Genomic DNA, 23,540 nt, shown 5'->3' with positions numbered 1-23,540 from the left:
GCCCCGGGCCGCCTGCTTCTTACCCATTCAGGCGCTTTTTGCCTTAAGTGATGCCGAAAGTGCGATTGCTGCGTTTTCGATACGGCGCAGCCCTTCTCTTGCCTCTTCTGCCGTCACGACCAGTGGCGGAAGAAGACGGATGACGTTGTCGCCAGCCGGCACGCCCAGAACATGTTCCGTGCGCATGGCCTGCAAGAGTTCCGAGGACGGCATTTTCGGCTTGATGCCGAGAAGAAGCCCTTCGCCGCGAATTTCTTCGATGACATCTGGGAAACGGTCCTGCAAGGATGCCAGCCCCTGGCGGAATATCAGCGTGATGTCGCGGACATGATCCAGGAACCCATCTGCCAGGACGATGTCCAGCACGGCATTGCCGACAGCCATGGCAAGCGGATTGCCGCCATAGGTCGTGCCATGTGTACCAGCAGTCATGCCGGAAGCAGCCTCTGCCGTTGCAAGGCAGGCGCCGAGCGGGAAGCCGCCGCCGATACCCTTGGCGACCGCCATGATATCGGGCGTGACGCCGGTCCACTCATAACCGAAAAGCTTGCCCGTACGACCAACGCCGGTCTGGACTTCATCAAGGATCAGCAACAGGCCATGCTCATCACATAGATCACGCAGCGTGCGCATGAATTCTGGCGGAACGATACGAATACCGCCTTCACCCTGCACTGGCTCGATCAGCAGAGCTGCAGTTTCCGAGGTGATCAATGCCTTCAAGGCTTCGAGATCGCCAAACGGCACCTGATCGAAACCTTCGACCTTCGGGCCAAAACCTTCGAGATATTTTGCCTGTCCACCGGCTGCGATAGTGGCCAGTGTGCGGCCATGGAACGCGCCTTCAAAAGTCACGATACGGAATTTTTCCGGATGACCCTTGGAATAGTGGTAACGGCGCGCCGTTTTGATGGCGCATTCCAGCGCTTCAGCACCAGAGTTGGTGAAGAATGCCTTGTCGGCGAAGGTGGCATCGGTCAGGCGCTTGGCAAGCTTTTCCTGGCCGGGAATTTCATACAGATTGGAAAGGTGCCAGACCTTTTCTGCCTGCGCCTTTATGGCTTCCACCAGATGAGGATGTGCATGGCCAAGCGAGTTTACTGCAACGCCCGCCGCGAAATCGAGATATCGCTCGCCACTCTCCGTAATGAGCCATACGCCCTCGCCTCGCTCGAACCGAAGCGGGGCTCTGGAAAAAGTATCGAACAATGGCGCGGCTTCGGCCATGGCAGTATCACTCCTTCGCGCATCTTGCGCTTAAAATCGTTTGTCAAGCGGCGCGGCAGGTTATCCAACGCCTGAAAATCAAAAATGCCGCCTTGCGGCGGCACCGGCACTATCATCACTTCACCCTGCGCTGTCAACAAAAGTCAGCGTTTTCCGGTACTTTCCGGTATTTTTAGATCCCCTTCAACCGCAGATAATTCTTTTGGCGACACTTCAGGACTGCCGCATTTTCGCAGCAAGTTGGGGAAAACCGGAAAATCGATTCGCGATGATTCCCTCGACTCTTGTCACGGAGTCAGCCTCACACTAGGTTAATAGGCAATTACTAGACTGCAAGCGGCGGAACTAGTCACCACAAAATACCTGTTAGGGCGTGTTCGCGGCTTGCCGCGGCAAGGGTGACGGATTCTGCCTACAACACGCGAACAGCGGAGAGCGGCATGAACTGGACAGACGAACGCGTCGAAAAACTCAAGAAACTGTGGTCCGAAGGACTGAGTGCGAGCCAGATTGCCACTCAGCTCGGCGGTGTAAGTCGTAACGCTGTTATTGGCAAGGTTCACCGCCTTAGCCTGCCGGGCCGCGCAAAGGCTGGCGGCACAGCAACCTCCGCCCGCACCCAAACCAAGCGCACGACATCTGCTCCGCGCGCTCCGAACTACGCTTCGCGCGTTGTTACCCGCACGGTAACCCGCGCTTCCGGCGCCAATCTCATCAAGGAAGAGATTGAAGTCGAAAGCGGTGAAGTTCTCGAGTTTGCACCAGCCAGCAACGTTGTTGTTCCAATTTCGCGTCGCCTTAGCCTGACGGAATTGACCGAACGCACCTGCAAGTGGCCAGTTGGCGATCCAATGGCGGAAGACTTCCATTTCTGTGGTTGCGACTCCCAGGATTCCTCGCCTTACTGCAAGTTCCACGCAAAGATGGCTTACCAGCCTGTCAGCGAACGTCGTCGGGCCTGATCAAACATACAAGTCACCGAAAAGGCCGCTAATGCGGCCTTTTTGTTGTCTACGTTTCCCGCATTTAAGCGGCGAAGCCAACCCTTCCTCAGGCGGCACGCTCTTCCTGCAGAAGACGGATCGCCAGATGCTGCAACAGAATGATTGTCTTGGCATCGCGGATTTCACCGCTGGAAATCATCGTCATGGCGTTCGACAAGCTCACTTGCATAACATCGATGTCTTCGCCCTCGTCTGCGCACCCGCCACCATCATTGACCTTCTGCTTTTCTGAATATTCGCCGATAAAAAACGCCAGATATTCTGTGACCGAGCCAGGGCTCATATAGACATCAAAAAGGTGGGTGAGCGCCGATACATCATAGCCGGTCTCCTCGATCAATTCTTCGCGCATTCGCACGGCCGGTTCGGCTCCCTCAAGCAGGCCAGCGGGCGCCTCGATCAGCGCCTCCAAACCGCCATTCAGGAAAACAGGCAGGCGAAACTGGCGGGTCAGCAAAACAGAACCCGTTGCCGGATTGTACAACAGGCAGGTTGCACCATTGCCGCGGTCATAGGCTTCCCGTTGCTGGCGTTGCCAACTGCCGTCCCTCAGCCGAAGTTGATATTCATATTTGGTCAATCGCCCCCAATCACTGGCCAGAACGCGCTCTGATATCGGCCGAAAAATACTGTCACTCATAACGTTACCTCTTTGCAATTCGTGTATTTTCGTGCAAACTCGTGCAGAGTCAAGGATTGAATTGAATGTTGGTACAAGAACGAAAAGCCCATTTGCTGCGTCTGCTGGCGCAGACAGGTAGCGTGGTTGCAACAGATGCAAGCAAAGCGATGGGCGTGTCCGAGGACACGATCCGCAGAGATCTGCGCGAACTTGCAAAAGATGGGCAATTAAAACGCGTGCATGGCGGCGCGGTGCCGCTTTCTCCAGCGGTCGCGCCATTTGCAAATCGTGTGACGATTGCCGATGATGAGAAGGCAGAAATTGGCAGACATGCGGCAAGGATGATCGAGCCGGGCCAACTGGTATTTCTGGATGGCGGCACCACCGCCCTGCACATTGCCCGAAACCTTGCACCGGATTTGCGGGCGACAGTCATCACGCACAGCCTGAATGTTGCGCTGGAACTGATGAACCATCACAACATCACAGTAGAGATTGTCGGTGGCCGGCTTTTCCGACATTCCGTGGTGACAGTCGGCGCGGCCACTCTGGCATGGTTATCGCGTTATCGCCCCGACATCTGTTTTATTGGCGCCACCGGCCTGCACCCGGATCAGGGCATCACGACGGGCGACAGCGAGGAGGCGGAGGTCAAACGGTTCATTATCTCGATATCTGGCGCCGCCTATATCCTCGCCTCATCCGAGAAGATTGGCGCAGTCTCCGCCTTCGAGATCACCGAACTCAAGAATATCGATGGGATTATCGCCACGGCCAAAGCCGAAAAAGCCACGCTCACTGGCCTGGAGCATCGTGGATGCCGGGTAATCCGCGCTGATGAAATGGCGACATAACGAGCGCTGATAGGCCCAAGGCAATCCGTTAGAGACTGCCTTGGGTCAATTCATAGTCTGTTATATTTAGATAATGCCACCGCTTCCGGCCTTGGAGGCCGGCCGCTCAGCGGCAATTTTTGCGCGGTAACCACTGGCGCGATAGGTCGAAACCGGATCAATCGCACCACCGGCACGGCGGCGGGCTTCCGCCAGGATCGGCTCGACATCCGTGCGATAAGCACGCTTCAATGCATCAGATGCCATCAGCGCATCATTGTCCTGCTGATACCCTTCCAGTGCCTTGCGGTCGACCAGCAATGCCTGTGCATAGGCGCGACGAATTTCGTTGGCGCTGGAAATCAGGCTTTCAATGGGGTCCGTGACGTTGTGCGACTGGTCGATCATGTGAGCGGGGTGGAAACCCTTCACGCCGCGATAGTCTGCATCCACCAATTCATTGAACACCAGGAACAGACGGTACGGCTCAATGGAGCCCGCATCAAGATCGTCGTCACCGTATTTGCTGTCGTTGAAATGGAAGCCGCCGAGTTTACCGAACTGGATAAGACGGGCGACAATCATTTCAATATTGGTGTTGGGCGCATGGTGACCAAGGTCCACAAGGCAATAGGCTTTTTCGCCGAGTGTGTTGGCGATGAGATAGTTGGTACCCCAGTCCTGCACAACGGTGGAATAGAAGGCAGGCTCATACATCTTGTGTTCGGAGAAGATGCGCCAGTCATCCGGCAGCGCCTTGTAGATATCCGCCATACCGCTGAGATAACGCTCGAAACTCTTGGTGAAATTGCTCTGACCGGGGAAATTCGAGCCATCACCAACCCACACTGTCAGGGCCTTGGAGCCTAGTGCGTTGCCGATTTCGATACATTCGATGTTGTGATCGACGGCCTGCTGGCGGGTTGCCGCATCGGTGTGGCTGAGCGAGCCGTATTTGTAGGAATGGGCCTGATCCGGCGCATCCGAGAAAGTATTGGAGTTCATGGCGTCGAAACCAAGACCCAATGCATCAGCGTGGGCTTTGAGGCGCTTTGGGTCTTGCTTGTCCCACGGAATATGCAGCGAGACATTCGGCGTAGCACGGGTCAGTTCATTGATCACCGAGCAATCATCCAACTTGTCGAAAATGCCGCGTGGTTCACCCTGTCCCGGAAAACGGGCAAAACGGGTGCCGCCGGTGCCAACACCCCAGGAAGGGACGGCGACAAAAAACTCCGACACCTTTTTCGTGACGTTTTCGATATCAACACCACGGCGTGCCAGCTGGGCACCAAGGGCTGCATAATCGTCCTTCAATGCCGCAGCGTGTTTGGCATTTTCCGCCTCGATCACATCAGCAGCAATTTTCGTATCTGTCATCTTTTCCTCCCCGGCCTATTGAACCAATAGCCGTCAATCGCGTTTCAACAGTCCGGATATTTAAAAAACCAAAGGTTTAATCGTGGACGTTATTCGCATTCTTCTCGCCATTATCCTGCCGCCGGTCGGCGTGTTCTTGCAGGTCGGCATTGGCTTGCATTTTTGGCTGAATATTCTTCTCACGCTATGTGGATATGTACCCGGCATTATCCATGCCATCTGGGTTATCCTGCGAAAGTAGCGACATCACCCCAGGCCTTTAGGGACCGAGGGTGAAAGCGTTTTGTACTAGCGGGTGAAGCTTTGTGCATTGCCCGCATCAACATTGATGATATTGCCGGTCGATTTTGCCGAAGCATCCGAAGCCAGGAAGTAAATTGCTTCCGCAATATCTTCCGGGAACACATTCAGCTTAAGCATCGAGCGCTTGCGGTAATGTTCTTCCAGATCCGTGACCTCGATCTTGGAGGACGCCGCACGCTGTTCACGCCATTCGCCATTCCAGATTTTTGAACCGCGCAGAACCGCATCCGGGTTTACCGTGTTAACGCGGATGCCAGCATCTGCACCCTCAAGTGCAAGGCAACGGGCCAGATGGATTTCAGCGGCCTTGGCCGTGCAATAAGCGGAAGCATTCGGTGACGAGGCAAGACCGTTCTTGGAGGCGACGAATACGATGTTGCCACCGATATTCTGTCGACGGAACAGTTTGAACGCTTCCCGCGACACGAGGAAATAACCGGTCGCCAGAATGTCGATATTCTTGCTCCACATGGCAAGCGTGGTTTCTTCAACCGGTGCGGATGAGGCAATACCGGCATTGGACACCAGAATATCGACACCACCAAATTCAACGCTTGCTTCGATAAACGACGCAATCACGCCGTCTTCCTTGGTCACGTCAAGTTTGACACTACGCACGGTATCTGCGCCAAAGCGCTTTTCAAAATCACCTTTTGCACTGGCAAGAGCTGTCTCATCAATATCCGCCAGCACAACGCATGCGCCTTCACCTGCCAGACGCTCTGCGGTGGCACGGCCGATACCACCCGCACCGCCGGTAACGAAGGCCACCTTGCCTGCAAGGCTCTTTGGTTTTGGCATGCGCTGAAGTTTCGCCTCTTCTAGCAGCCAGTATTCGATATCGAACGCTTCCTGCTCCGGTAGTCCTTGATATTCGGAAACCGTGGAGGCGCCGCGCATCACATTGATGGCGTTGACGTAGAATTCACCGGCGATACGTGCCGTTGCCTTATCCTTGGCAAACGAAAACATGCCGACGCCTGGAATCAGGAAAATGACCGGGTTTGGATCACGCATTTTGGGTGAATTGTCGTGTTTGCAGGTCTCGTAATAACGCGTGTAATCGGCGCGGTAGTCTTCCAGTGCCTTGTCCAGACCGGCCAGAAGACCATCGACGTCAGGATTTGACGTATCGAGATCCAGAATGAGCGGGCGGATTTTGGTGCGCAGGAAGTGATCCGGGCAGGACGTGCCCAAGGCGCCGAGTGGCTTGAGGCTTTGCGAATTGACGAATTCGAGAACAGCGTCTCGATCATCGAAATGACCCAGCTTGCGCTCATCACGACCGATACGGCCACGGATTTCCGGCATCAGACGGGCGGCAATGGCGCGGCGTTCTTCAACGGCCAGGCTTTTTGCAACGGCCCCACCAAAGATTGTCTTGCCTTCTGTCTGAGCAGCAAACCATTCAATGGCCTTGTTGATGATGGCCAGAGTCAGCTCATAGCACGTCTTGGCATCGTTATCCCACGTGAACAGGCCGTGGCTTTCCAGCACAACGCCCTTTGCATTCGGGTTTGCCTTGACGAAAGCTTCAAGGTCGAGACCAAGCTGGAAGCCCGGGCGGCGCCATGGAAGCCAGCCAATGTCAGCACCAAAAATCTGTTGTGTCAGTTCTTTGGAGTTCTTCGCTGCGGCAATGGCAATGATGGCGTCGGGATGCATGTGATCGACATGATCGAACGGCACAAAGCCATGCAAAGGCGTGTCGATGGAGGCGGCACGCGGATTGAGGTTGAACGTGCAGTGCGGCAGGAAGCCGACCATGCGGTCCTCGTCTTCCACACCCTTGTAGATACCCTTCAACGCTTCAAGTTTGTCCATGTAAAGGGTCGCAAAACCATCGAGCTTAATGGTACCGACGTCACCGCCAGATCCCTTCACCCACATGACACGGACTTTTTCGCCGGTCAGCGGATCGGTTTCCAGCACCTTGGCGGACGTATTGCCGCCGCCATAATTGGTAATACGCTTGTCACCGCCCAACAGGTTGGAGCGGTACAGAAGCTTGCCGGGCTCATCGAGTTTTGCGGCGTAAGCATCATCCCAGCGATTTTCGAGAAGGCGGGTTTGGCCCGTCATGTCTTCCTCCCTAGTGTTTCGTTCGCGAACCAAACACGGTCCGCCTCCCGTTGGTGCAGATATCGCGCAATCAAAACCGCAATGTCAATCAAAAACGATCACAATTTTTCATTGTGCGACGCACCATTGATTAATTTGATCGATCTTGATTGACAACGTAAAGAGTTTGCGAATAATTGCCAATCAGGAGGACCCCAATGCACGAAAGCGAACGCCATCGCATTATCTTGAGCGCCATACAGGAGAAGCCTGTGGTGACGGTGCAGGATATTGCCGAACTGACGGATGCTTCCGAAGCAACCATCCGCAGGGACATTGCGTCCCTTCATGTGCAGGGTAAGTTGCGCCGGGTGCGCGGTGGCGCCGAAGCGGTGCACCCGCCACAGTTGGGAAATCTGGCGGCGCGACCGTTCCGCGTTTCCGAATCAGTCAACATCGATAAAAAACGCGCAATTGCGCGCAAAGCTGTCGATTTGTGCGACGATGGCGATGCAATCATCATCAATGGCGGTACAACGACGTTCCAGATGGTGCATTACATGTCGGCGCGTCGTCTGCAGGTCATGACCAATTCATTTGCGATCGCTGAACATCTCGTCAAACATTCCAAGTGCAATGTCAGCGTTCCCGGCGGCGCGATCTACCGCGACCAGAGCCTGATCCTTTCGCCGTTTGACAATGATGCAATCCGCAATTTTTACGCACGCCGTATCTTCATCGGTGCACAGGGTGTTGGCGCACTCGGCATCATGGAATCGGACGCGCTGGTTATTCAGAGTGAACAGAAGCTGATGCGGCAGGCGGAAGAATTGATCGTGATGATCGATTCCAGCAAGTTCCGCAAACGCTCCAGTCTCATTCTCTGTCCGCTGGAAAATGTCTCCACCATCATTACCGACGAAGGCGTGCCCGACGACGCGGCACGCATGGTGGAAGATGCGGGCATAAAATTGATTGTCGCCGGTGCATCGGCGAGCGCGGTGGCCGATGTGCCGCCCGATAAAAGAGGTTCCACGTCGGTTGCTTGAGGAGCACTGACGGGAGGGTTCAAGTTTTCAACTGGGAGGAAAAGGCATGAAACTTACACGTAGAACATTGTCCCGCGCTTTGATGCTGGGTGTCGCCATGGGCGTCGCCGGCATCGGAGCCGGTTTGAGCACGACGGCACAGGCTGCCGACATGAAGATCGCGCTCGTTGTTAAATCGCTCGGCAACGGCTTCTTTGAAGCTGCCAACAAGGGTGCGCAGGAAGCGGCCAAGGAACTTGGCGGCGTTGAAATCATCTATACCGGTCCAACCTCGACCACGGCAGAAGGCCAGATCGAAGTGATCAATTCACTGATCGCACAGGGCGTTGACGCTATCGCAATCTCCGCAAACGACCCGGACGCTGTCGTTCCAGCCCTGAAGAAAGCTGCGCAGCGCGGCATCAAGGTTATCTCTTGGGACAGCGGTGTCGCACCGGAAGGCCGTATTCTTCAGTTGAACCCGTCTTCCAACGCGCTGATTGGCAAGATGTGCCTGCAGCTGGCAGCAGCCCACCTTGAAGGTGGCAAGGGCGACTTCGCCATTCTGTCCGCTACCACCACATCCACGAACCAGAATATCTGGATCGAGGAAATGAAAAAGCAGCTGGGTGACTTCCCAGGCCTCAACCTCGTCACAACGGTTTATGGCGATGACCTTGCCGACAAGAGCTACCGTGAAGCACAGGGCCTGTTGACCTCGCAGCCAAATGTGAAGGTTATCGTGGCACCAACCACCGTTGGCGTTCTCGCAGCCTCGCAGGCCGTCAAGGATGCAGGCAAGATCGGCCAGGTTTACGTGACCGGCCTTGGCCTTCCGTCCGAAATGGCCGGCGCGATCAAGTCTGGCGCCACCAAGGAATTTGCAATCTGGAACCCGATCGACCTTGGTTACTCCGCAACACAGATTGCCTATCACCTCGTCAAGGGTGACGCAGACGGCAAGCCGGGCTCGGAAATCGAAGCCGGCCGCATGGGCAAGATCAAGGTTGGCGAAAATAGCGAAGCCGCAATGTCGGAACCGTTCATCTACAACTCTTCAAACATCGATGAGTTCTCGAAGATTTTCTAATCTGCGACAGCTATCCCGGCGGCGAAAGCCGTCGGGACCTTAGACCGCAACTGCATACTCAACGTCATCGCCATCTGAGATGGATCGACTTCGTCAACGCAGTTGGATCCTCGGATCCAGCCTGAAGAGTGACGTCGGGTGTGAGGTGCGCTTTCTGCTCAATCATGAGCACCCGGATTCGTGACAATGACCATGGCAATTGAAAAAATGGCTGAACCCACTGCACCAGACATGTTGGCTTCCGCCAGCCAATCGCCCATTCTGGAGATGCGCGGCATCAGCCAGATATTTCCTGGCGTGAAAGCGCTGGATGGCGTCAATATCGCACTTTATCCCGGAAAGGTCACCGCCTTGATCGGTGAGAACGGCGCTGGAAAATCGACGCTGGTGAAAATTCTGACCGGCATTTACCGCCCCAATGAAGGGGAAATCCTGCTCGACGGTCAGCCCGTGCAGTTTCAAAGTGCGCAGGATGCCATCGATATGGGCGTCACAGCCATTCATCAGGAAACCGTGCTGTTTGACGAACTTTCCGTTGGCGAAAACATATTTCTCGGGCACGCACCGAAAGGCCGCTTCCGTCTGATCGACTGGAAAACCATCAACAACCGTGCGCGGGTTTTGCTCGAAAAGCTTGAGAGCACCATCGACCCTTCGATCCGGTTGAAAGACCTGTCCATTGCCCAGCGCCATCTGGTGGCGATTGCCCGTGCGCTGTCGGTCGAAGCACGCATCGTTATCATGGATGAGCCGACCGCCGCACTGTCCCGCAAGGAAATTGACGATCTGTTTCGCATCGTTGAAAACCTGAAAAGGCAAGGCAAGGCCATCCTGTTCATCAGCCACAAGTTTGATGAAGTGTATGAAATTGCGGAAAATTACGCGGTGTTCCGCGACGGTAAAATGGTAGGCGCTGGCCAGCTTGCCGACACACCGCAGGAAAACATCGTCCGCCTGATGGTAGGTCGTGACGTCAAGGATGCGTTCCCGAAACAGGCCGTCAATATTGGCGCCACTGTGCTGTCGGTCAAAAATTACTGCCACGCGACGGAGTTTCGCGACATTTCCTTCGATCTGCGCAAGGGTGAAATTCTTGGCCTTTACGGCTTGATCGGTGCAGGACGTTCTGAACTCTGCCAATCGCTGTTTGGTATCACCAGACCGGCGTCCGGCACCTTGTCGCTCAACGGCCAGGATATCCAGATCCACTCCCCCGGCGACGCGATTGGTGCTGGCATCGTTTATGTTCCAGAGGAACGTGGGCGCCACGGTCTGGCGCTCGACATGCCTATTTATCAGAACATGTCGCTACCTTCTTTGGCGCGCACGTCCCGCAAGGGTTTTCTGGCAGCTGCCAACGAGTTCGCGCTGGCGCGCAAATATGCCACGCGACTTGATCTGCGTGCCGCGGCGCTTTCAGTTCCGGTTGGCACGCTGTCCGGCGGCAACCAGCAGAAGGTTGTTATTGGCAAATGGCTGGCAACACAGCCCAAGGTGATCATTCTCGATGAGCCAACCAAGGGTATCGATATCGGTTCCAAAGCTGCCGTGCACGGCTTCATCAGCGAACTGGCCGCCGAGGGACTGTCGATCATCATGATCTCATCGGAACTGCCGGAAATTCTCGGCATGTCCGACCGCGCGCTGGTGATGCGTGAAGGTCTGATGGCCGGCATGTTCGAACGTGCCGAATTTTCGCCGGAAGCGCTGGTGCGCGCCGCAACTGGCAATATCTAGGAAATTGACGATGCAGCGACTTCTTAAAAACCGCGAAATCTTGCTGGCCGGGATCATCATCCTGATGATCATTGGCTTTTCGATGCGCGCTCCCGGTTTTGAAAAACCGGCCAATCTCGTCAATATCTTCAACGACACGTCCATTCTCATCATTCTGGCGCTTGGCCAGATGGGCGTGATCCTGACGAAATCAATCGATCTGTCCGTCGCCGCAAATCTTGCATTTACCGGCATGGCCGTGGCGATGACCAATGCAGCCTTTCCCGGTGTGCCATTGCCGCTGCTCATTGCCATGGCTGTTGGTATTGGCGCGTGTCTTGGCGGTATCAACGGCTTTCTCGTCTGGGCGCTGCGCATTCCACCGATCGTTGTGACACTGGGTACACTCACCATTTATCGCGGCATGGCCTTTGTGCTGTCGGGTGGTGGCTGGGTCAATGCACACCAGATGTCGCCGAGTTTCCTCAATATTCCGCGCCTGCCGATCCTTGGTGTTCCGGTCCTGTCCTGGATTGCGGTGTTTATTATCGCCGGTGCATGGCTGGTTCTGACACGCACCTCATTTGGCCGCTCCGCCTATGCGTCAGGCGGCAACCCCAACGCTGCAATCTACGCCGGTATCGATGTCGGTCGGACGCGGTTCCTTGCCTTCGTGTTATCCGGCGCGCTGGCTGGCCTCGCCGGTTATCTCTGGGTTTCGCGTTATGCCGTCGCTTATGTCGATATAGCCGCCGGTTTTGAACTCGATAGCGTCGCTGCGAACGTGATTGGCGGCATTTCGATTGCCGGAGGTATCGGGTCGGTCGCCGGCGCGGTCCTTGGTGCTTTGTTTCTTGGCGTCATCAAAAATGCCCTACCGGTGATTGGCATTTCTCCTTTCGCGCAAATGGCAATTTCCGGCATCGTTATCGTCCTTGCGGTCGTTTTCAATGCCCGCGCTGAAGCCAAGAAGGGCCGCATCATCCTGCGGGATCAGGCCGCACAAGATACAGCTAAGGAGGCTGCGGCATGAGTGTCTCACAAACAGAAAACACACCTGCCCGCGTTATCCCGGACAAGCTCGGCACACCTTTCAAACGCATCATGGCCAGCTGGGAAGTACTGCTGCTGGGTGTGGCGATCCTCATCTTTATCGCCAACTCCTTTGCATCGCCCTATTTCCTTGATGCCTGGAACCTGTCGGACGCCACCTTCAACTTCACCGAAAAGGCGATGATTGCCTTTGCGATGGCGTTATTGATCATTGCAGGTGAGATCGATCTTTCGGTTGCCGCCATCATTGCACTCGCCTCCACCGCCATGGGTTATGCAGTACAAATGGGCGTCGGCACGCCGGGCCTTGTTGCCATTGGCATTGGCACGGGCCTTCTCTGTGGCGCATTCAACGGCTTTCTGGTGGCCGGACTGAAACTGCCTTCGATCGTTGTCACCATCGGCACGATGAGCCTGTTTCGTGGTATTTCCTACATGGTGCTGGGTGACCAGGCCTATGGTAAATACCCGGCAGATTTCGCCTATTTCGGACAGGGTTACGTGTTCTGGGTGATTTCCTTCGAATTTGTTTTGTTCATCGTGATGGCTGTCATTTTCGCCATCCTTCTGCACGCCACGAATTTCGGTCGCCAGGTTTTCGTCATCGGCACGAACCCTTTCGCCGCACGCTTTTCCGGCATCCCGGTCGAGCGCGTGAAATTCATCCTGTTTCTGTTGACTGGATTGATGAGCGGTATTGCTGCCGTATGTCTGACATCCCGCCTCGGCTCCACCCGTCCTTCGATTGCGCAAGGCTGGGAACTGGAAGTGGTCACAATGGTGGTGCTTGGCGGTGTTTCCATTCTCGGCGGCTCCGGCACGATCGGCGGCGTCGTTATCGCAGCCTTCGTGATGGGGCTTGTGACATTCGGGCTTGGGCTTTTGAACGTACCTGGCATCGTCATGTCGATCTTCGTCGGTTTGCTTTTGATCAGCACCATCGCCCTTCCGATCATCGTTCGCCGCATTCGGACCATGAGGTAACCAATGTCAGAGCTTGAAAAACACGCTTTCAAGATGAAGCTGTTTCCCGGAATGGAAGCGGAATACAAAAAACGCCATGACGAGATTTGGCCCGAACTGGTAACACTTCTTCAGGAGGCGGGCGTGAGTGACTATTCCATCCATCTCGATCACGAGACCAATATCTTGTTTGGTGTGCTGACCCGCCTAAAAAATCACGGCATGGCGGCGCTGCCCGATCATCCTGTGATGAAGAAGTGGTGGGCTCATATGGCCGATATCATGGAAAGCAATCCTGATAATTCACCTATCGCGACCGATCTTGTGACGGTGTTTCATCTGAAATGACCAATGCTTCTTCATTCCATCGCGTCGCCGTTATCGATATCGGCAAGACCAACGCCAAAGTGGTCGTCCTTGATACGGCGAGTGGTGCCGAAATTGCGGTTGAACGCCGGCCCAATACCGTCATCAAAAGCGGACCTTATCCGCATTACGACATTGATGCTCTTTGGCAATTCATCCTCACAAGCCTCAAGACATTCGCCATTAAACCTGGCTTCGATGCCATATCGATTACTACCCATGGTGCTTCGGCTGCGTTGCTGGACGGCAAGGGTGATCTGGCGATGCCAGTTCTTGATTACGAGCATGAATATCCCGTCGACATCCGAAAGGACTATGCGCGCCTGCGTCCTGCCTTTGCTGAAACCGGTTCTCCGTGGCAGTCGGTCGGGCTTAATCTTGGCGCACAGATTCACTATCAGAAGACTGCTTTTCCCGAAGAGTTTGCAGCGGTTCACAATATCGTCACCTATCCACAATATTGGGCGGCGCGCCTGACCGGCGTTTTGGCCAATGAAGTGACGTCGCTCGGTTGCCACACGGACCTGTGGAACCCGGGTGCCAACGCATTTTCATCCCTTGTTGATACGCTGGACATTCGCCCGCTGATGGCGCCGGTCCGTTCGGCTTTTGATGTTCTGGGACCTATCAAACCGGAGATTGCCTCGGACCTTGGCCTTTCGGCAGACGTACCGGCTTATTGTGGCATTCACGATTCCAACGCGTCGCTGCTGCCGCATCTTTTGAAAAGGCAGGGTAATTTCTCTGTCGTTTCCACCGGCACATGGGTCGTGAATTTTGCAATTGGCGGCGCGCTCGATCAACTCGATCCAACACGCGATACGCTGACCAATGTCGATGCCTATGCCCGCCCCGTTCCGTCATCCCGGTTCATGGGCGGACGTGAATATGAAATGCTGACGCAGCAATTCGGTACCGCCGCAACCTCGGACATCGAGGCGTCTATACCTGCGATTCTGGCACGTGGCATGATGTTGTTGCCAAGTGTGGTGAAAGGTTCCGGCCCGTTTCCGGGCCATCAGGCACGCTGGATTGCCGATGACGGTGCGACCAACGCAGAACGCCATGCAGCGGCAGCGCTTTACCTGGCCTTGATGACGGACGTCAGCTTGAGCCTGATTGGTCGCAAGGGGCCGATCCTTGTGGAAGGACCATTTGCGAAAAATACCCTTTACCTGAAGGCGCTTTCCAGTTTCGCCAATACGGATGTGATTGCGATTGGTGGCTCCACGGGCACCAGCGCTGGCGCAGCCCTGCTAACGGGACCATCACCAACCACACAAGACGGTCGCGAAATTGTTGCAGGAAGGCTGGAGGTTGGTGATTACAAACGCCGCTGGCATGCGGCAATGGAGCGTGTTACCGGCTGATAAGAAATCCATCAATCGCTAAGATCAAGGGCTTCCCGATCAATGAACGGGGAGCCCTTTTTCTTTCAAGCGCCGAGGCTGATGGCGCGAACACCATCCTTGTCGAATACATGCAGATGCTGGCTCGGGAAATCGACCCGGACTTTTGGACCAGCCGACAGGGCAGCACGATCCAGCGTAAAGACCTTGAACGGCAGGCCGTGCAGCGACAGATGGATGATGATGCCAAAGCCAGTTGGCTCGATCAGATCCACATTGGCTTCAATGCCGCCGGTCTCGACTATTGTGACGTGTTCCGGCCGAATGCCAAGGGTCACGGATGTCCCCTCTTCCAGCTTCACCGGCTTTGCCAGTTTCATCACCATGTCATCGGCAAGGCGCACACCATGGGTGCCATCCTTGGCGACATATGTTCCGGTCAGGAAGTTCATGCCCGGAGAGCCGATAAAGCCGGCAACAAACAGATTGGCGGGGGTATCGTAAAGTTCAAGCGGCGTACCAACCTGCTGCACAACACCGCCATTCATGGCAACGATACGATCAGCAAGTGTCATCGCTTCGATCTGATCGTGGGTCACATAGATCGATGTGGCTTTCAGGTCGGCGTGCATTTTCTTGATTTCAGCGCGCATCTGCTCACGCAGACGGGCATCAAGGTTGGAAAGTGGTTCGTCAAACAGAAATGCCTTGGGCTGCCGCACAATGGCACGTCCCATGGCAACGCGCTGACGCTGGCCACCGGAAAGGGCTTTCGGACGTCGTTCCAGGAAAGGTTCAAGACCAAGCTTGGACGCCGCACCGCTTACGGCAGAGGCAATCTTTTCCTTGGCAGTTTTGCGGAGGCGCAGGCTGTAGCTCATATTGTCGGCAACCGACATATGTGGATAAAGCGCATAGGACTGGAACACCATGGCGATGTCGCGGTTCTTCGGTGCAACATCGTTGACCCGGTTTCCCTCAATGCGGATATCGCCGGACGAAATGTCTTCCAGGCCGGCAATCATGCGCAGCAGGGTGGACTTGCCGCAGCCGGACGGACCGACCAGAACGATAAATTCCCCGTCCTGAATTTCCAGATCGACCCCATGCAGCACCGGATAATTGCCATAGGTCTTGCGAACATTTTGAATATCGATAGATGCCATAATAAAGCTCCTAGCCTTTCACCGCACCGGCGGTGAGGCCTTGAACAAGGTAACGCTGGATCAGCAGGAAGAAGACGCAGGCAGGAATAAGCGCAAGAACGCCCGCTGCCATCATCTGTCCGAAGTCCACCGAGAATTTTGAAACGAAGGTCAGAAGGCCGACCGGGAATGTCGCTGCGTCATTGCCGGAGATCAGCATCAGGGCGAACAGAAGTTCACTCCACGCTGCGGTAAAGACGAAGCCGAGGGTTGCCGCCACGCCGGGAAGCGTCAGGGGCAGAATGATCTGCCGGAAAGCAACAAAACGGCTGGCGCCATCAATCATTGCCGCCTCTTCCAGATCCTTAGGAATTCCATCAAAAAAGGACTGCATCAGGAAGGTTGCAAACGGCACGTTGAAGGCGGTGTAGACCACGACAAGTCCGGTCAAACTATTGGTCAAACCAAGTGGCGACAACATCTTGAAGATTGGCGCTACCAGCATGACCAGCGGAAACATCTGCGTCAGCAACATCAGGCCGACAATCCAGTATTTCGCCTTGAAGTCGAAACGCGACAAAGCGTAACCGGACAGCGATGCCAGGATTGTCACGACAATGGCGGTGGAGCCGGCGACGATCAGACTGTTTTTGAAGAAAACTGGAAAAGCGCTGTGGGCGATAACAAAGCTGAAATGGTCGAATGTCATGCGCGATGGCCACATGCGCACGCCTTCGCTGTAGAGCAGATCGTTTGGCGTTACCGACACTTTCAGCAACCAGAATAATGGGAAAAGCGCAACAATTACATACAGCAGGATCGCAATACGATGAGCGCCGATGGAGATAACTTTACTGGCTCTCATGGGATCAATCCTTCTTCAGCAGTGATTGGCGCAACAGGATAATCAGCATTGAATAGGCCAAGAGCAGTACTAACAACACCAGCGCGATCGCCGAGGCGTAACCAAAATCCAGCCGCTTGAAGGCTTGCGTGAAAATATAGCTGGCAACGATCTGCGTGCGGTCTGCCGGGCCACCATTGGTCATGACGATGATGAGATCTGCGAAGTTGGAAATCCACACGGTTCTGAGCAACACGGTGATGGCAATGGTCGGTGCCAGAAACGGCAGGGTAATTGACATGAAGCGCTGTACGGGACCTGCGCCATCAATTTCGGCGGCTTCATAAATATCACGCGGGATAGCCTGCAAGGCGGCAAGAAGTGTGATGGCAAAAAACGGAATGCCCCACCAGATATTGGCGACGATCGGTCCCCACATTGCCAGCTGAGGGTCGGAAAGGATGTTGTTTGGCGCATCCAGGATGCCGAGAGCATATAGCCAGTGCGGCAGCGGACCAATCAAAGGATTGAACAGCCATGCCCAGTTGAGGCCGGCCAGAAATGTCGGCACCGCCCAAGGCAAAAACACCAACGCCTGTACAAGACCACGGCCATAAAAGGGTTTGTCCAAGAGCAACGCCAGAATAAGGCCGAACAAGAACTGCAGAAACACCGAGGCGCCAGTCCACCACAGCGTGTTTTTCAACGCTCGGTAAAAGGCCTGATCCTGTGACAGCGTTTTGAAGTGTTCAATGCCGATAAACCCACCGGAAAACGGGTTGAGAAGCTGCACATCCCGAAACGCATAGGACAAGCCGAGTGCCAGCGGTACCAGCATGACGGCGGCAATCAGGATGAGCGATGGCGCGCTGTAGAGCCAGGGCTCACTCTTATGCGCCAGCCGCTGCAAAAACGGTCGTCTGTCCTGGCGCCGCGTGTGCGGAAGGGCAGTGTTATTCATGGAAGGCAATCCTGTTCTGGCCTTTTGGCAGGCGCGCTGCACTGCCGCTATTTTCTTGGGCTGACGCAGAGCAATCTGGCCAGCGAATTGCGGTGCAGGACATGAAGTCCCACACCGCACTTTGTATTACTTCTTGGCGAGGTGCTTCTGCTGCGCCTTCGTCAGGTAGTCTGCCCACTGGTTGGCCAAATCTTCCGGGGTGATGTCACCCAGCAAGGCTTCTTGCGACGTCTTGATAACCAGCGAATCCTTGAAGAACGCAAATTCTTCAAGATAGGTCGGCATGGTTGTCGGAACAGCGTCCTTGTCTTCCAGCTCAGCAAACCAGCCCTTGAACTGCTCGCTTGCGTAGAACGGATCTTTTTCAGCCGACTTGTGAACCGGAAGAGCGCCTGTCTTCTTGTTCCACTCAATGTTGCCTTCTGGGCCTTCGAGCGTCTCAATCAGCTTCCAGGAAAGATCCTTGTCCTTGGACGAGGCCATCATCGACCAACCGGCAAAACCGATTGTCGGGAAGGTCTTGCCATCAGGACCCTTCGGCATGGTCATGATACCGTAGTCTTCCGACTTCATGCGCTCAGCGATCGCGATGAGGGCATCAGGATCCTGGTCAAGAAAGGCGCAAGTGCCGGTATAGAAGCCGGCAACGATTTCGTTGAAGCCCCAATTGACGCTGTCCTTCGGTGCATAACCGTTCTTGTAGAGATCGATCAGCCAAGTCAGACCCTTCACCCAGCCTTCGCTGTTCATGGTCGAGGTGCCGTCTTCATTGAAGAACTTGTTGGAGCCAGCCATGGAGGCGCCGAACATGATCCAGCCGTTCAGGCCACCGGGACCACCACGAAGGCAATAACCGTATTTACCGGGCAGAGCTGAGATCTTTTTCGAGGCCTCTGTGAACTCGTCCATGGTCTTTGGCGGCTCGGTCACGCCCGCTTCGGACAGAAGCTTCTTGTTGTAGAACATGGCGCGCAGATAGAAGCCGTATGGCAACATGTAGGCCGTGTCTTTCACGTCGCGGCCAAGTTCAAGCGCACGGGATGTCAGACCGTCTGTATGCTCCCACTTTGCGAGATATGGCTCGAGACTTTCGAGCATGCCATTGTTGGCATAAAGCGATAGCCATGTATCCGGCATTTCGATGACGTCAGGGACTTCACCGGCCGATACCATGGTCGCGAATTTCTGGAATGCCTCCCCCCAAGGAAGCGAAATGATCTCAACCTTAGTGCCCGGGTTCGCTGCCTCAAACTTGGCAACGATAGACTTCAAGGTTTCGGTACGTTCTGGGCTGGTAATAACCTCCACCAGCTTCAATGTCGTGTCCGCAAGTGCCGTGCCTGCCATCATCGAGGCAAAAACCGCAGCGGTCAGCAGCTTCTTCATCATTCCAGTTCCCCCTATTGTTGGGTTTCGTTGGTTGTCGTTACTCCATCAGGTAGCGGCAGCGATGGCCGCTTCCAGATCTCCCCAAAGCGCATCCGTTCCCTCAAGACCGACATGCAGACGCACGGAACGGGCGCTGATGCCGAAGGTCTGAGCCGAATTTGGCTGTGCTTTTTGTTCCAGCACCACCTCACCGGGAACGATCAGGCTTTCGTGACCGCCCCAGCTGACGCCGAGCTTGAAAAATTTAAGCTGATCCGCAAAAGCGCGCACATTCACGCCTTCCCGGAAAATGAATGAAAAGAGGCCCGACGTGCCGTTAAGACCGGTAGGCAGGCGATTGGCCAATGCCGGATGGCAGACGGTTTCCACAACATCGAGTTCCTGAAGCTTGCGGGCAATCGCCAAAGCGGATTGCTCATGCGCCTTCATACGAATTGGCAGCGTGCGCATACCGCGGATCAACAACCAGGCATCAAATGGCGACAGCTTGCCGCCGAGATACGGGTATGCTTCGCCACGAATGCGGCCAATCAGCTCCTTCGAACCGGCAACAACACCGGCAACCACGTCGCTGTGACCACCCAGATATTTGGAGGCCGAATGCAAGACGATATCGACACCCAACTTCAATGGCTGCTGGAAGATCGGGCTGGCCCAGCTGTTGTCGATGACGCTGATGATGCCGTGTTTGCGGGCGATTGCTGCCAGTGCGCCAACATCATGTGCTTCCATGACCCAGCTTGTCGGGCTTTCCATGTAGAACAGCTTTGCACCGGGGAGAGCCTTGGCAACAGCCTCTTCGTCGCGGCCATCCACATAGGTGACCTCAACCTTCATGCGCTTCAGCAACGTGCCAAACAGACGGAATGCGTCCGGGTAGACGTGACGCACAGCAACAATGCGGTCGCCTGGCTCTACAAATGACAGGACCGTCGATGAAATGGCCGACATGCCGCTGGCAAACCCGATGGCGTCTTCCGCACCTTCCAGCTTGGCCAGCATTTCCTCAAATGCCCGGACCGTCGGGTTCAGACCTCGGGTATAGACCGGACGGGATTTTTCGCCGCGATAGGTCGAGACCATCTCGTCATAGCTGGAGAAGGTGAACAGCGACGTCTGCACGATCGGCGGCACAACGGCTTCAAAAGCATTTGTTTCGTCATGGGCCACGATCTGTGATGCAAGATCGAACGTGCCGGTTACGTCATTCATTTGGACATTTCCTTGATATCTTCCTCGACGATGTCGAGAATCTTGAGTGTTTCGCGCCGTGCCGCCTCCGTATCCTGGGCAGCGATGGCGTTAAATAGCGTGCGATGGAATGGGAATGAGCGCCTTGCAAAGTCCGGGCGATTAAATGGCTGATCCCAAAACTGCTCGAAAGCCTCCCGCATCTGTTCCAGCAACTGGCGGAAAAGCGGGTTGTGGGTGGCATCATAGATGGCCAGATGAAACTCGAGATCCTGGCGACCGGAGGTGCCTTTTTCTATATGTACCCGCTCCATTTCATCGAGTTTTTGTTCGATGTTGGCGACATCTTCAGCGGTACGACGGCGGGCTGCTACCATGCTGGCCTCGACCTCCATGCCGCGCCGCACTTCGAGCGTCTGCAGCAGGATGTCGCGCAGATTTACCGTCTCAAGGGATAGCGGCATATGAATCGTCGCGGTGGTGACGGGCTTTAACAGATAGGTGCCGCTGCCTTTGCGAGTTTCCATCACGCCGAGCGCTTGAAAATGCCGTATCATTTCGCGGATCGTTGAGCGACCAACCGCGAGAGCTGCCATCAGCTCGCGTTCGGCAGGTAAACGGTCACCCGTTTTGAGGCTGGCTCTATCGATATAGTCCGACAATGCGCTGGTAACCTGTGCCACACGATCGATCGGTGGCAGTGGCGCGATTGGCGGCCTCTCCTGTTTCAGCTTCACTCTTTCTTCCCCGACGACCTATTAATTGGTCTGACATCTTAGCATTATGCCGCATTGGCAATCTGTCAAGGCCGAGGTTGAGCGACTTTGTTCTGTTTATAAGATGTTGGAAAATGGCTGGAAGGCGCCGACAGCTGTATAAGACGACGCAAAAAATCAAACAATAACAATGGAAAAATACTATAGCGCACTATAGAACACGCGAACCAACCGCCACTCTCACGCAATTGAATTGCAGTGCTTGATCGGTAAAACCAATTAGAAGCGATCGGCGACCTGAATGCCTGCAGGCCCGAGAATAACCGCGATAAGCACTGGCAGAAAAAACAAGATCATCGGCACGGTGAGCTTTGGCGGCAAGGCGGCAGCCTTTTTTTCTGCCTCGTTCATACGCTCGTCTCGACCTTCCTGTGCCAAGACACGCAGTGCCTGCGCCAGCGGCGTACCATAGCGTTCTGCCTGAATTAGGGCTTGCGTAACGCTCTTGACGATATCGAGCTGTGTACGGATGCCAAGGTTTTCAAGCGCCGTGCGTCGATCCTGAAGAAACGACAATTCAGCCGTTGTCAGCACCATTTCTTCCGCAAGTTCCGGTGACTGGTCTGCCATTTCTTCCGCCACACGCCGCATGGCTGCTTCCATCGAAATACCAGATTCAACGCAGATCAACATCAGATCGAGTGCGTCTGGCCAAGCACGTTTGATGGAATGCTGACGCTTTTTCATTTGGTTGGAGATGTAGATGTTTGGCGCATAGAAACCGATATACGCCACAACGATCACCACCAGAATACGTATCGGCATCGCTTTTTCTGCCAGGTTCCCAAGTCCAAAAACCCAGAGGATAGCAAGGACCAGAAATACGAATGGCAGAATAAAACGGGCAGCAAGGAACGTGTTGAGCGCATTCTGTGAGCGATAACCTGCCGCCCGCAGCTTGTTCATGGTGTTTTCATCAACAAGGGCTTCGCGAAGGTTGAAGCGTTCCACGATCTTGCGCGCTGACTTGTTGTTGGAGGTGCGTAGTGAGCCCTTGTTGCTTAGCTCCGCTTGCATGCGCTCACGTTCACGGCTGCGAATCTGATCGCGTTCCGTGGACACAGCCTTCATGCGCTTGTTGAGATCACCCTTTTCAAAATAGGGAATGACAAGCGTGTAGAAAGTTGCAAATACGGCCAGCGCAACAAGCAGCGCGATGATCATCGTCGGATTGGTCAGGCTTTTTGCGAGTTCCTCAGACATGCGCTGCCACCCTCAAATATCGAAATTGATCATGTTGCGCATCACAAGGATGCCAATTGACATCCAAACACCAGACACACCGAGGATGATGTGACCTCGAGGATCGGTAAACAAGTGCATGATGTAGTCGGGCGAGGTCATGTAGACGAGAAAGGCCACAATGAACGGCAAAGCGCCAATGATGACAGCGGAGGCTTTTGCTTCCATCGACAACGCACTGACCTTAGCTTTCATTTTTTTACGCTCACGCAGCACCTTTGCAAGGTTGGACAGCGCCTCTGAAAGGTTACCACCGGCCTGCGCCTGAATGGTGATGACCGTGGCAAAAAAGTTCACTTCCGAAAGTGGCATGGTCAGCGTCATGCGGGTCGCCGCTTCGGGAATACTCAGCCCAACTTGCTGCGCATCAAGAATGCGCTGGAACTCGGTTTTCACCGGTTCCTGTCCATCGGCAGCAATCAAACGAACAGCGTCATTCAGCGGCAGACCGGATTTGATGGATCGGCACATCACATCAAGCGAGTTTGGAAATTCATCCAGAAACTTGCGTTGCCGGCGTCCGACAAGAAAACCCAATATCCAGCGCGGCAACCCTAGGCCGCCGACGAAAGAAATGGCCAGAACGATCAAAAACGGCAAGCCCGAGATAAGAGTAAGCAAAAAGATAACCAAACCGAGCACAGCGCTCAGCATGTAAAATTTGCCAATGGTAATGGTTAAGCCGGCCTGCGTGATCTTGCCCTTCAGGGTGACATCACGGTTCTTTTTGGTTTTTTCCTGCTGTCGCTTTTCGAGGTCCTTCAGGTTGTCCTGAACGGATTTTCTCCGTTTGCTCAGTTCCTGAACCCTATCACGGGCAGCCTTTATTTTAACGCGGTCCGTTTCAGCCGATTTGACGCGGTTAACACGGGTTGCGGTCTTGTTTTCAACCTCGATGCGCTGGAAAAGAAACGCATAGGCAAGGGCGGCGGCAGAGATGCCGACCAGCGCAACAAGCATAAATATCGTTAGCCCATTTCCAGCCATTTATCGCTCA

General features: G+C 54.8%; 22 protein-coding genes. 10 read left to right on the top strand and 12 right to left on the bottom strand.

Features of this window, described 5'->3' with window-relative positions; all coding sequences use genetic code 11:
- Positions 1 to 27 precede the first annotated feature (27 nt).
- On the bottom strand, positions 28 to 1,227 hold the full coding sequence (locus IB237_RS01150) for an aspartate aminotransferase family protein (protein ID WP_192486784.1): 1,200 nt from the start codon (positions 1,225 to 1,227) through the stop codon (positions 28 to 30).
- A gap of 440 nt (positions 1,228 to 1,667) precedes the next feature.
- On the opposite strand from IB237_RS01150, the gene IB237_RS01145 reads away from it, so the two are divergent.
- Positions 1,668 to 2,189 carry a GcrA family cell cycle regulator gene (locus IB237_RS01145; RefSeq protein WP_192486783.1) on the top strand — a complete coding sequence of 174 codons (522 nt, stop codon included), beginning with the start codon at positions 1,668 to 1,670 and terminating at the stop codon, positions 2,187 to 2,189.
- 88 nt (positions 2,190 to 2,277) lie between these two features.
- On the opposite strand, the gene IB237_RS01140 is transcribed toward IB237_RS01145, so the two are convergent.
- Positions 2,278 to 2,871, bottom strand: coding sequence for an NUDIX domain-containing protein (locus IB237_RS01140; RefSeq protein WP_192486782.1), 594 nt, complete (start codon positions 2,869 to 2,871; stop codon positions 2,278 to 2,280).
- Positions 2,872 to 2,936: 65 nt separating this feature from the next.
- Here IB237_RS01140 and IB237_RS01135 point away from each other — a divergent pair, with 65 nt between their 5' ends.
- Positions 2,937 to 3,707, top strand: a complete 771-nt coding sequence (locus IB237_RS01135) for a DeoR/GlpR family DNA-binding transcription regulator (RefSeq protein WP_192486781.1) — start codon at positions 2,937 to 2,939, stop codon at positions 3,705 to 3,707.
- Positions 3,708 to 3,773: 66 nt separating this feature from the next.
- Here the strand turns inward: IB237_RS01135 and rhaI are convergent, their stop codons facing one another.
- Complete coding sequence (gene rhaI, locus IB237_RS01130; RefSeq protein ID WP_192486780.1) at positions 3,774 to 5,066, bottom strand: L-rhamnose catabolism isomerase; 1,293 nt, start codon at positions 5,064 to 5,066, stop codon at positions 3,774 to 3,776.
- 82 nt (positions 5,067 to 5,148) lie between these two features.
- On the opposite strand from rhaI, the gene IB237_RS01125 reads away from it, so the two are divergent.
- Positions 5,149 to 5,307, top strand: coding sequence for a YqaE/Pmp3 family membrane protein (locus IB237_RS01125; RefSeq protein ID WP_148146741.1), 159 nt, complete (start codon positions 5,149 to 5,151; stop codon positions 5,305 to 5,307).
- Between the two features lie 47 nt (positions 5,308 to 5,354).
- Here IB237_RS01125 and IB237_RS01120 read toward each other — a convergent pair whose 3' ends face one another.
- Entirely contained in the window at positions 5,355 to 7,451 is a 2,097-nt protein-coding gene (locus IB237_RS01120; protein ID WP_192486779.1) for a bifunctional rhamnulose-1-phosphate aldolase/short-chain dehydrogenase, read from the bottom strand.
- Between the two features lie 197 nt (positions 7,452 to 7,648).
- On the opposite strand from IB237_RS01120, the gene IB237_RS01115 reads away from it, so the two are divergent.
- The 7 genes from IB237_RS01115 (at position 7,649) to IB237_RS01085 (ending at position 15,016) form a co-directional block, all read left to right on the top strand.
- Positions 7,649 to 8,479: a DeoR/GlpR family DNA-binding transcription regulator gene (locus IB237_RS01115; protein ID WP_192486778.1), complete on the top strand. Its 831-nt coding sequence runs from the start codon at positions 7,649 to 7,651 to the stop codon at positions 8,477 to 8,479.
- A gap of 46 nt (positions 8,480 to 8,525) precedes the next feature.
- The gene (rhaS, locus tag IB237_RS01110) at positions 8,526 to 9,548 is read left to right on the top strand and encodes a rhamnose ABC transporter substrate-binding protein (RefSeq protein ID WP_192486777.1); all 1,023 of its coding nucleotides are present in this window, start codon (positions 8,526 to 8,528) and stop codon (positions 9,546 to 9,548) included.
- A 207-nt stretch (positions 9,549 to 9,755) separates the two neighbouring features.
- Positions 9,756 to 11,285, top strand: a complete 1,530-nt coding sequence (locus tag IB237_RS01105) for a sugar ABC transporter ATP-binding protein (RefSeq protein WP_192487812.1) — start codon at positions 9,756 to 9,758, stop codon at positions 11,283 to 11,285.
- Positions 11,286 to 11,295: 10 nt separating this feature from the next.
- Positions 11,296 to 12,297, top strand: a complete 1,002-nt coding sequence (locus IB237_RS01100) for an ABC transporter permease (RefSeq protein ID WP_192486776.1) — start codon at positions 11,296 to 11,298, stop codon at positions 12,295 to 12,297.
- Entirely contained in the window at positions 12,294 to 13,301 is a 1,008-nt protein-coding gene (locus IB237_RS01095; RefSeq protein ID WP_192486775.1) for an ABC transporter permease, read from the top strand. Before IB237_RS01100 ends, IB237_RS01095 begins: the two co-directional genes overlap by 4 nt.
- Before the next feature lie 3 nt (positions 13,302 to 13,304).
- A complete protein-coding gene (rhaM, locus tag IB237_RS01090; protein WP_192486774.1) occupies positions 13,305 to 13,628 on the top strand; it encodes an L-rhamnose mutarotase in 324 nt (107 codons plus the stop codon).
- Complete coding sequence (locus tag IB237_RS01085) at positions 13,625 to 15,016, top strand: FGGY-family carbohydrate kinase (protein ID WP_192486773.1); 1,392 nt, start codon at positions 13,625 to 13,627, stop codon at positions 15,014 to 15,016. Before rhaM ends, IB237_RS01085 begins: the two co-directional genes overlap by 4 nt.
- 65 nt (positions 15,017 to 15,081) lie before the next feature.
- Here IB237_RS01085 and IB237_RS01080 read toward each other — a convergent pair whose 3' ends face one another.
- The 8 genes from IB237_RS01080 to IB237_RS01045 form a co-directional block, all read right to left on the bottom strand.
- On the bottom strand, positions 15,082 to 16,161 hold the full coding sequence (locus IB237_RS01080; protein ID WP_192486772.1) for an ABC transporter ATP-binding protein: 1,080 nt from the start codon (positions 16,159 to 16,161) through the stop codon (positions 15,082 to 15,084).
- A 10-nt stretch (positions 16,162 to 16,171) separates the two neighbouring features.
- Positions 16,172 to 17,005, bottom strand: a complete 834-nt coding sequence (locus tag IB237_RS01075) for a carbohydrate ABC transporter permease (protein ID WP_192486771.1) — start codon at positions 17,003 to 17,005, stop codon at positions 16,172 to 16,174.
- Between the two features lie 4 nt (positions 17,006 to 17,009).
- Positions 17,010 to 17,945 (bottom strand): carbohydrate ABC transporter permease, encoded by a 936-nt coding sequence (locus IB237_RS01070; protein ID WP_192486770.1) that lies wholly within the window; start codon positions 17,943 to 17,945, stop codon positions 17,010 to 17,012.
- Positions 17,946 to 18,071: 126 nt separating this feature from the next.
- Positions 18,072 to 19,331, bottom strand: a complete 1,260-nt coding sequence (locus IB237_RS01065) for a sugar ABC transporter substrate-binding protein (protein WP_192487811.1) — start codon at positions 19,329 to 19,331, stop codon at positions 18,072 to 18,074.
- Between the two features lie 48 nt (positions 19,332 to 19,379).
- Entirely contained in the window at positions 19,380 to 20,546 is a 1,167-nt protein-coding gene (locus tag IB237_RS01060; RefSeq protein ID WP_192486769.1) for a PLP-dependent transferase, read from the bottom strand.
- Positions 20,543 to 21,262 (bottom strand): FadR/GntR family transcriptional regulator, encoded by a 720-nt coding sequence (locus IB237_RS01055; protein WP_192486768.1) that lies wholly within the window; start codon positions 21,260 to 21,262, stop codon positions 20,543 to 20,545. Before IB237_RS01055 ends, IB237_RS01060 begins: the two co-directional genes overlap by 4 nt.
- Positions 21,263 to 21,520: 258 nt before the next feature.
- Positions 21,521 to 22,504, bottom strand: coding sequence for a type II secretion system F family protein (locus IB237_RS01050; RefSeq protein WP_192486767.1), 984 nt, complete (start codon positions 22,502 to 22,504; stop codon positions 21,521 to 21,523).
- Positions 22,505 to 22,516: 12 nt separating this feature from the next.
- Positions 22,517 to 23,530 carry a type II secretion system F family protein gene (locus tag IB237_RS01045; RefSeq protein ID WP_192486766.1) on the bottom strand — a complete coding sequence of 338 codons (1,014 nt, stop codon included), beginning with the start codon at positions 23,528 to 23,530 and terminating at the stop codon, positions 22,517 to 22,519.
- Positions 23,531 to 23,540 lie beyond the last annotated feature (10 nt).

Source organism: Agrobacterium sp. AGB01, assembly GCF_014851585.1.
Lineage (GTDB): Bacteria > Pseudomonadota > Alphaproteobacteria > Rhizobiales > Rhizobiaceae > Agrobacterium.
The sequence above is the reverse complement of the archived record's forward strand: the minus strand, read 5'-3'. Positions and strand labels throughout refer to the sequence as shown.

Bases quoted from the DNA above. Each gene is read 5' to 3' on its own strand.
- IB237_RS01150 (WP_192486784.1), bottom strand. From the start codon at position 1,227: ATGGCCGAAGCCGCGCCATTGTTCGATACTTTTTCCAGAGCCCCGCTT.
- IB237_RS01145 (WP_192486783.1), top strand. From the start codon at position 1,668: ATGAACTGGACAGACGAACGCGTCGAAAAACTCAAGAAACTGTGGTCC.
- IB237_RS01140 (WP_192486782.1), bottom strand. From the start codon at position 2,871: ATGAGTGACAGTATTTTTCGGCCGATATCAGAGCGCGTTCTGGCCAGT.
- IB237_RS01135 (WP_192486781.1), top strand. From the start codon at position 2,937: ATGTTGGTACAAGAACGAAAAGCCCATTTGCTGCGTCTGCTGGCGCAG.
- rhaI (WP_192486780.1), bottom strand. From the start codon at position 5,066: ATGACAGATACGAAAATTGCTGCTGATGTGATCGAGGCGGAAAATGCC.
- IB237_RS01120 (WP_192486779.1), bottom strand. From the start codon at position 7,451: ATGACGGGCCAAACCCGCCTTCTCGAAAATCGCTGGGATGATGCTTAC.
- IB237_RS01115 (WP_192486778.1), top strand. From the start codon at position 7,649: ATGCACGAAAGCGAACGCCATCGCATTATCTTGAGCGCCATACAGGAG.
- rhaS (WP_192486777.1), top strand. From the start codon at position 8,526: ATGAAACTTACACGTAGAACATTGTCCCGCGCTTTGATGCTGGGTGTC.
- IB237_RS01105 (WP_192487812.1), top strand. From the start codon at position 9,756: ATGGCTGAACCCACTGCACCAGACATGTTGGCTTCCGCCAGCCAATCG.
- IB237_RS01100 (WP_192486776.1), top strand. From the start codon at position 11,296: ATGCAGCGACTTCTTAAAAACCGCGAAATCTTGCTGGCCGGGATCATC.
- IB237_RS01095 (WP_192486775.1), top strand. From the start codon at position 12,294: ATGAGTGTCTCACAAACAGAAAACACACCTGCCCGCGTTATCCCGGAC.
- rhaM (WP_192486774.1), top strand. From the start codon at position 13,305: ATGTCAGAGCTTGAAAAACACGCTTTCAAGATGAAGCTGTTTCCCGGA.
- IB237_RS01085 (WP_192486773.1), top strand. From the start codon at position 13,625: ATGACCAATGCTTCTTCATTCCATCGCGTCGCCGTTATCGATATCGGC.
- IB237_RS01080 (WP_192486772.1), bottom strand. From the start codon at position 16,161: ATGGCATCTATCGATATTCAAAATGTTCGCAAGACCTATGGCAATTAT.
- IB237_RS01075 (WP_192486771.1), bottom strand. From the start codon at position 17,005: ATGAGAGCCAGTAAAGTTATCTCCATCGGCGCTCATCGTATTGCGATC.
- IB237_RS01070 (WP_192486770.1), bottom strand. From the start codon at position 17,945: ATGAATAACACTGCCCTTCCGCACACGCGGCGCCAGGACAGACGACCG.
- IB237_RS01065 (WP_192487811.1), bottom strand. From the start codon at position 19,331: ATGAAGAAGCTGCTGACCGCTGCGGTTTTTGCCTCGATGATGGCAGGC.
- IB237_RS01060 (WP_192486769.1), bottom strand. From the start codon at position 20,546: ATGAATGACGTAACCGGCACGTTCGATCTTGCATCACAGATCGTGGCC.
- IB237_RS01050 (WP_192486767.1), bottom strand. From the start codon at position 22,504: ATGTCTGAGGAACTCGCAAAAAGCCTGACCAATCCGACGATGATCATC.
- IB237_RS01045 (WP_192486766.1), bottom strand. From the start codon at position 23,530: ATGGCTGGAAATGGGCTAACGATATTTATGCTTGTTGCGCTGGTCGGC.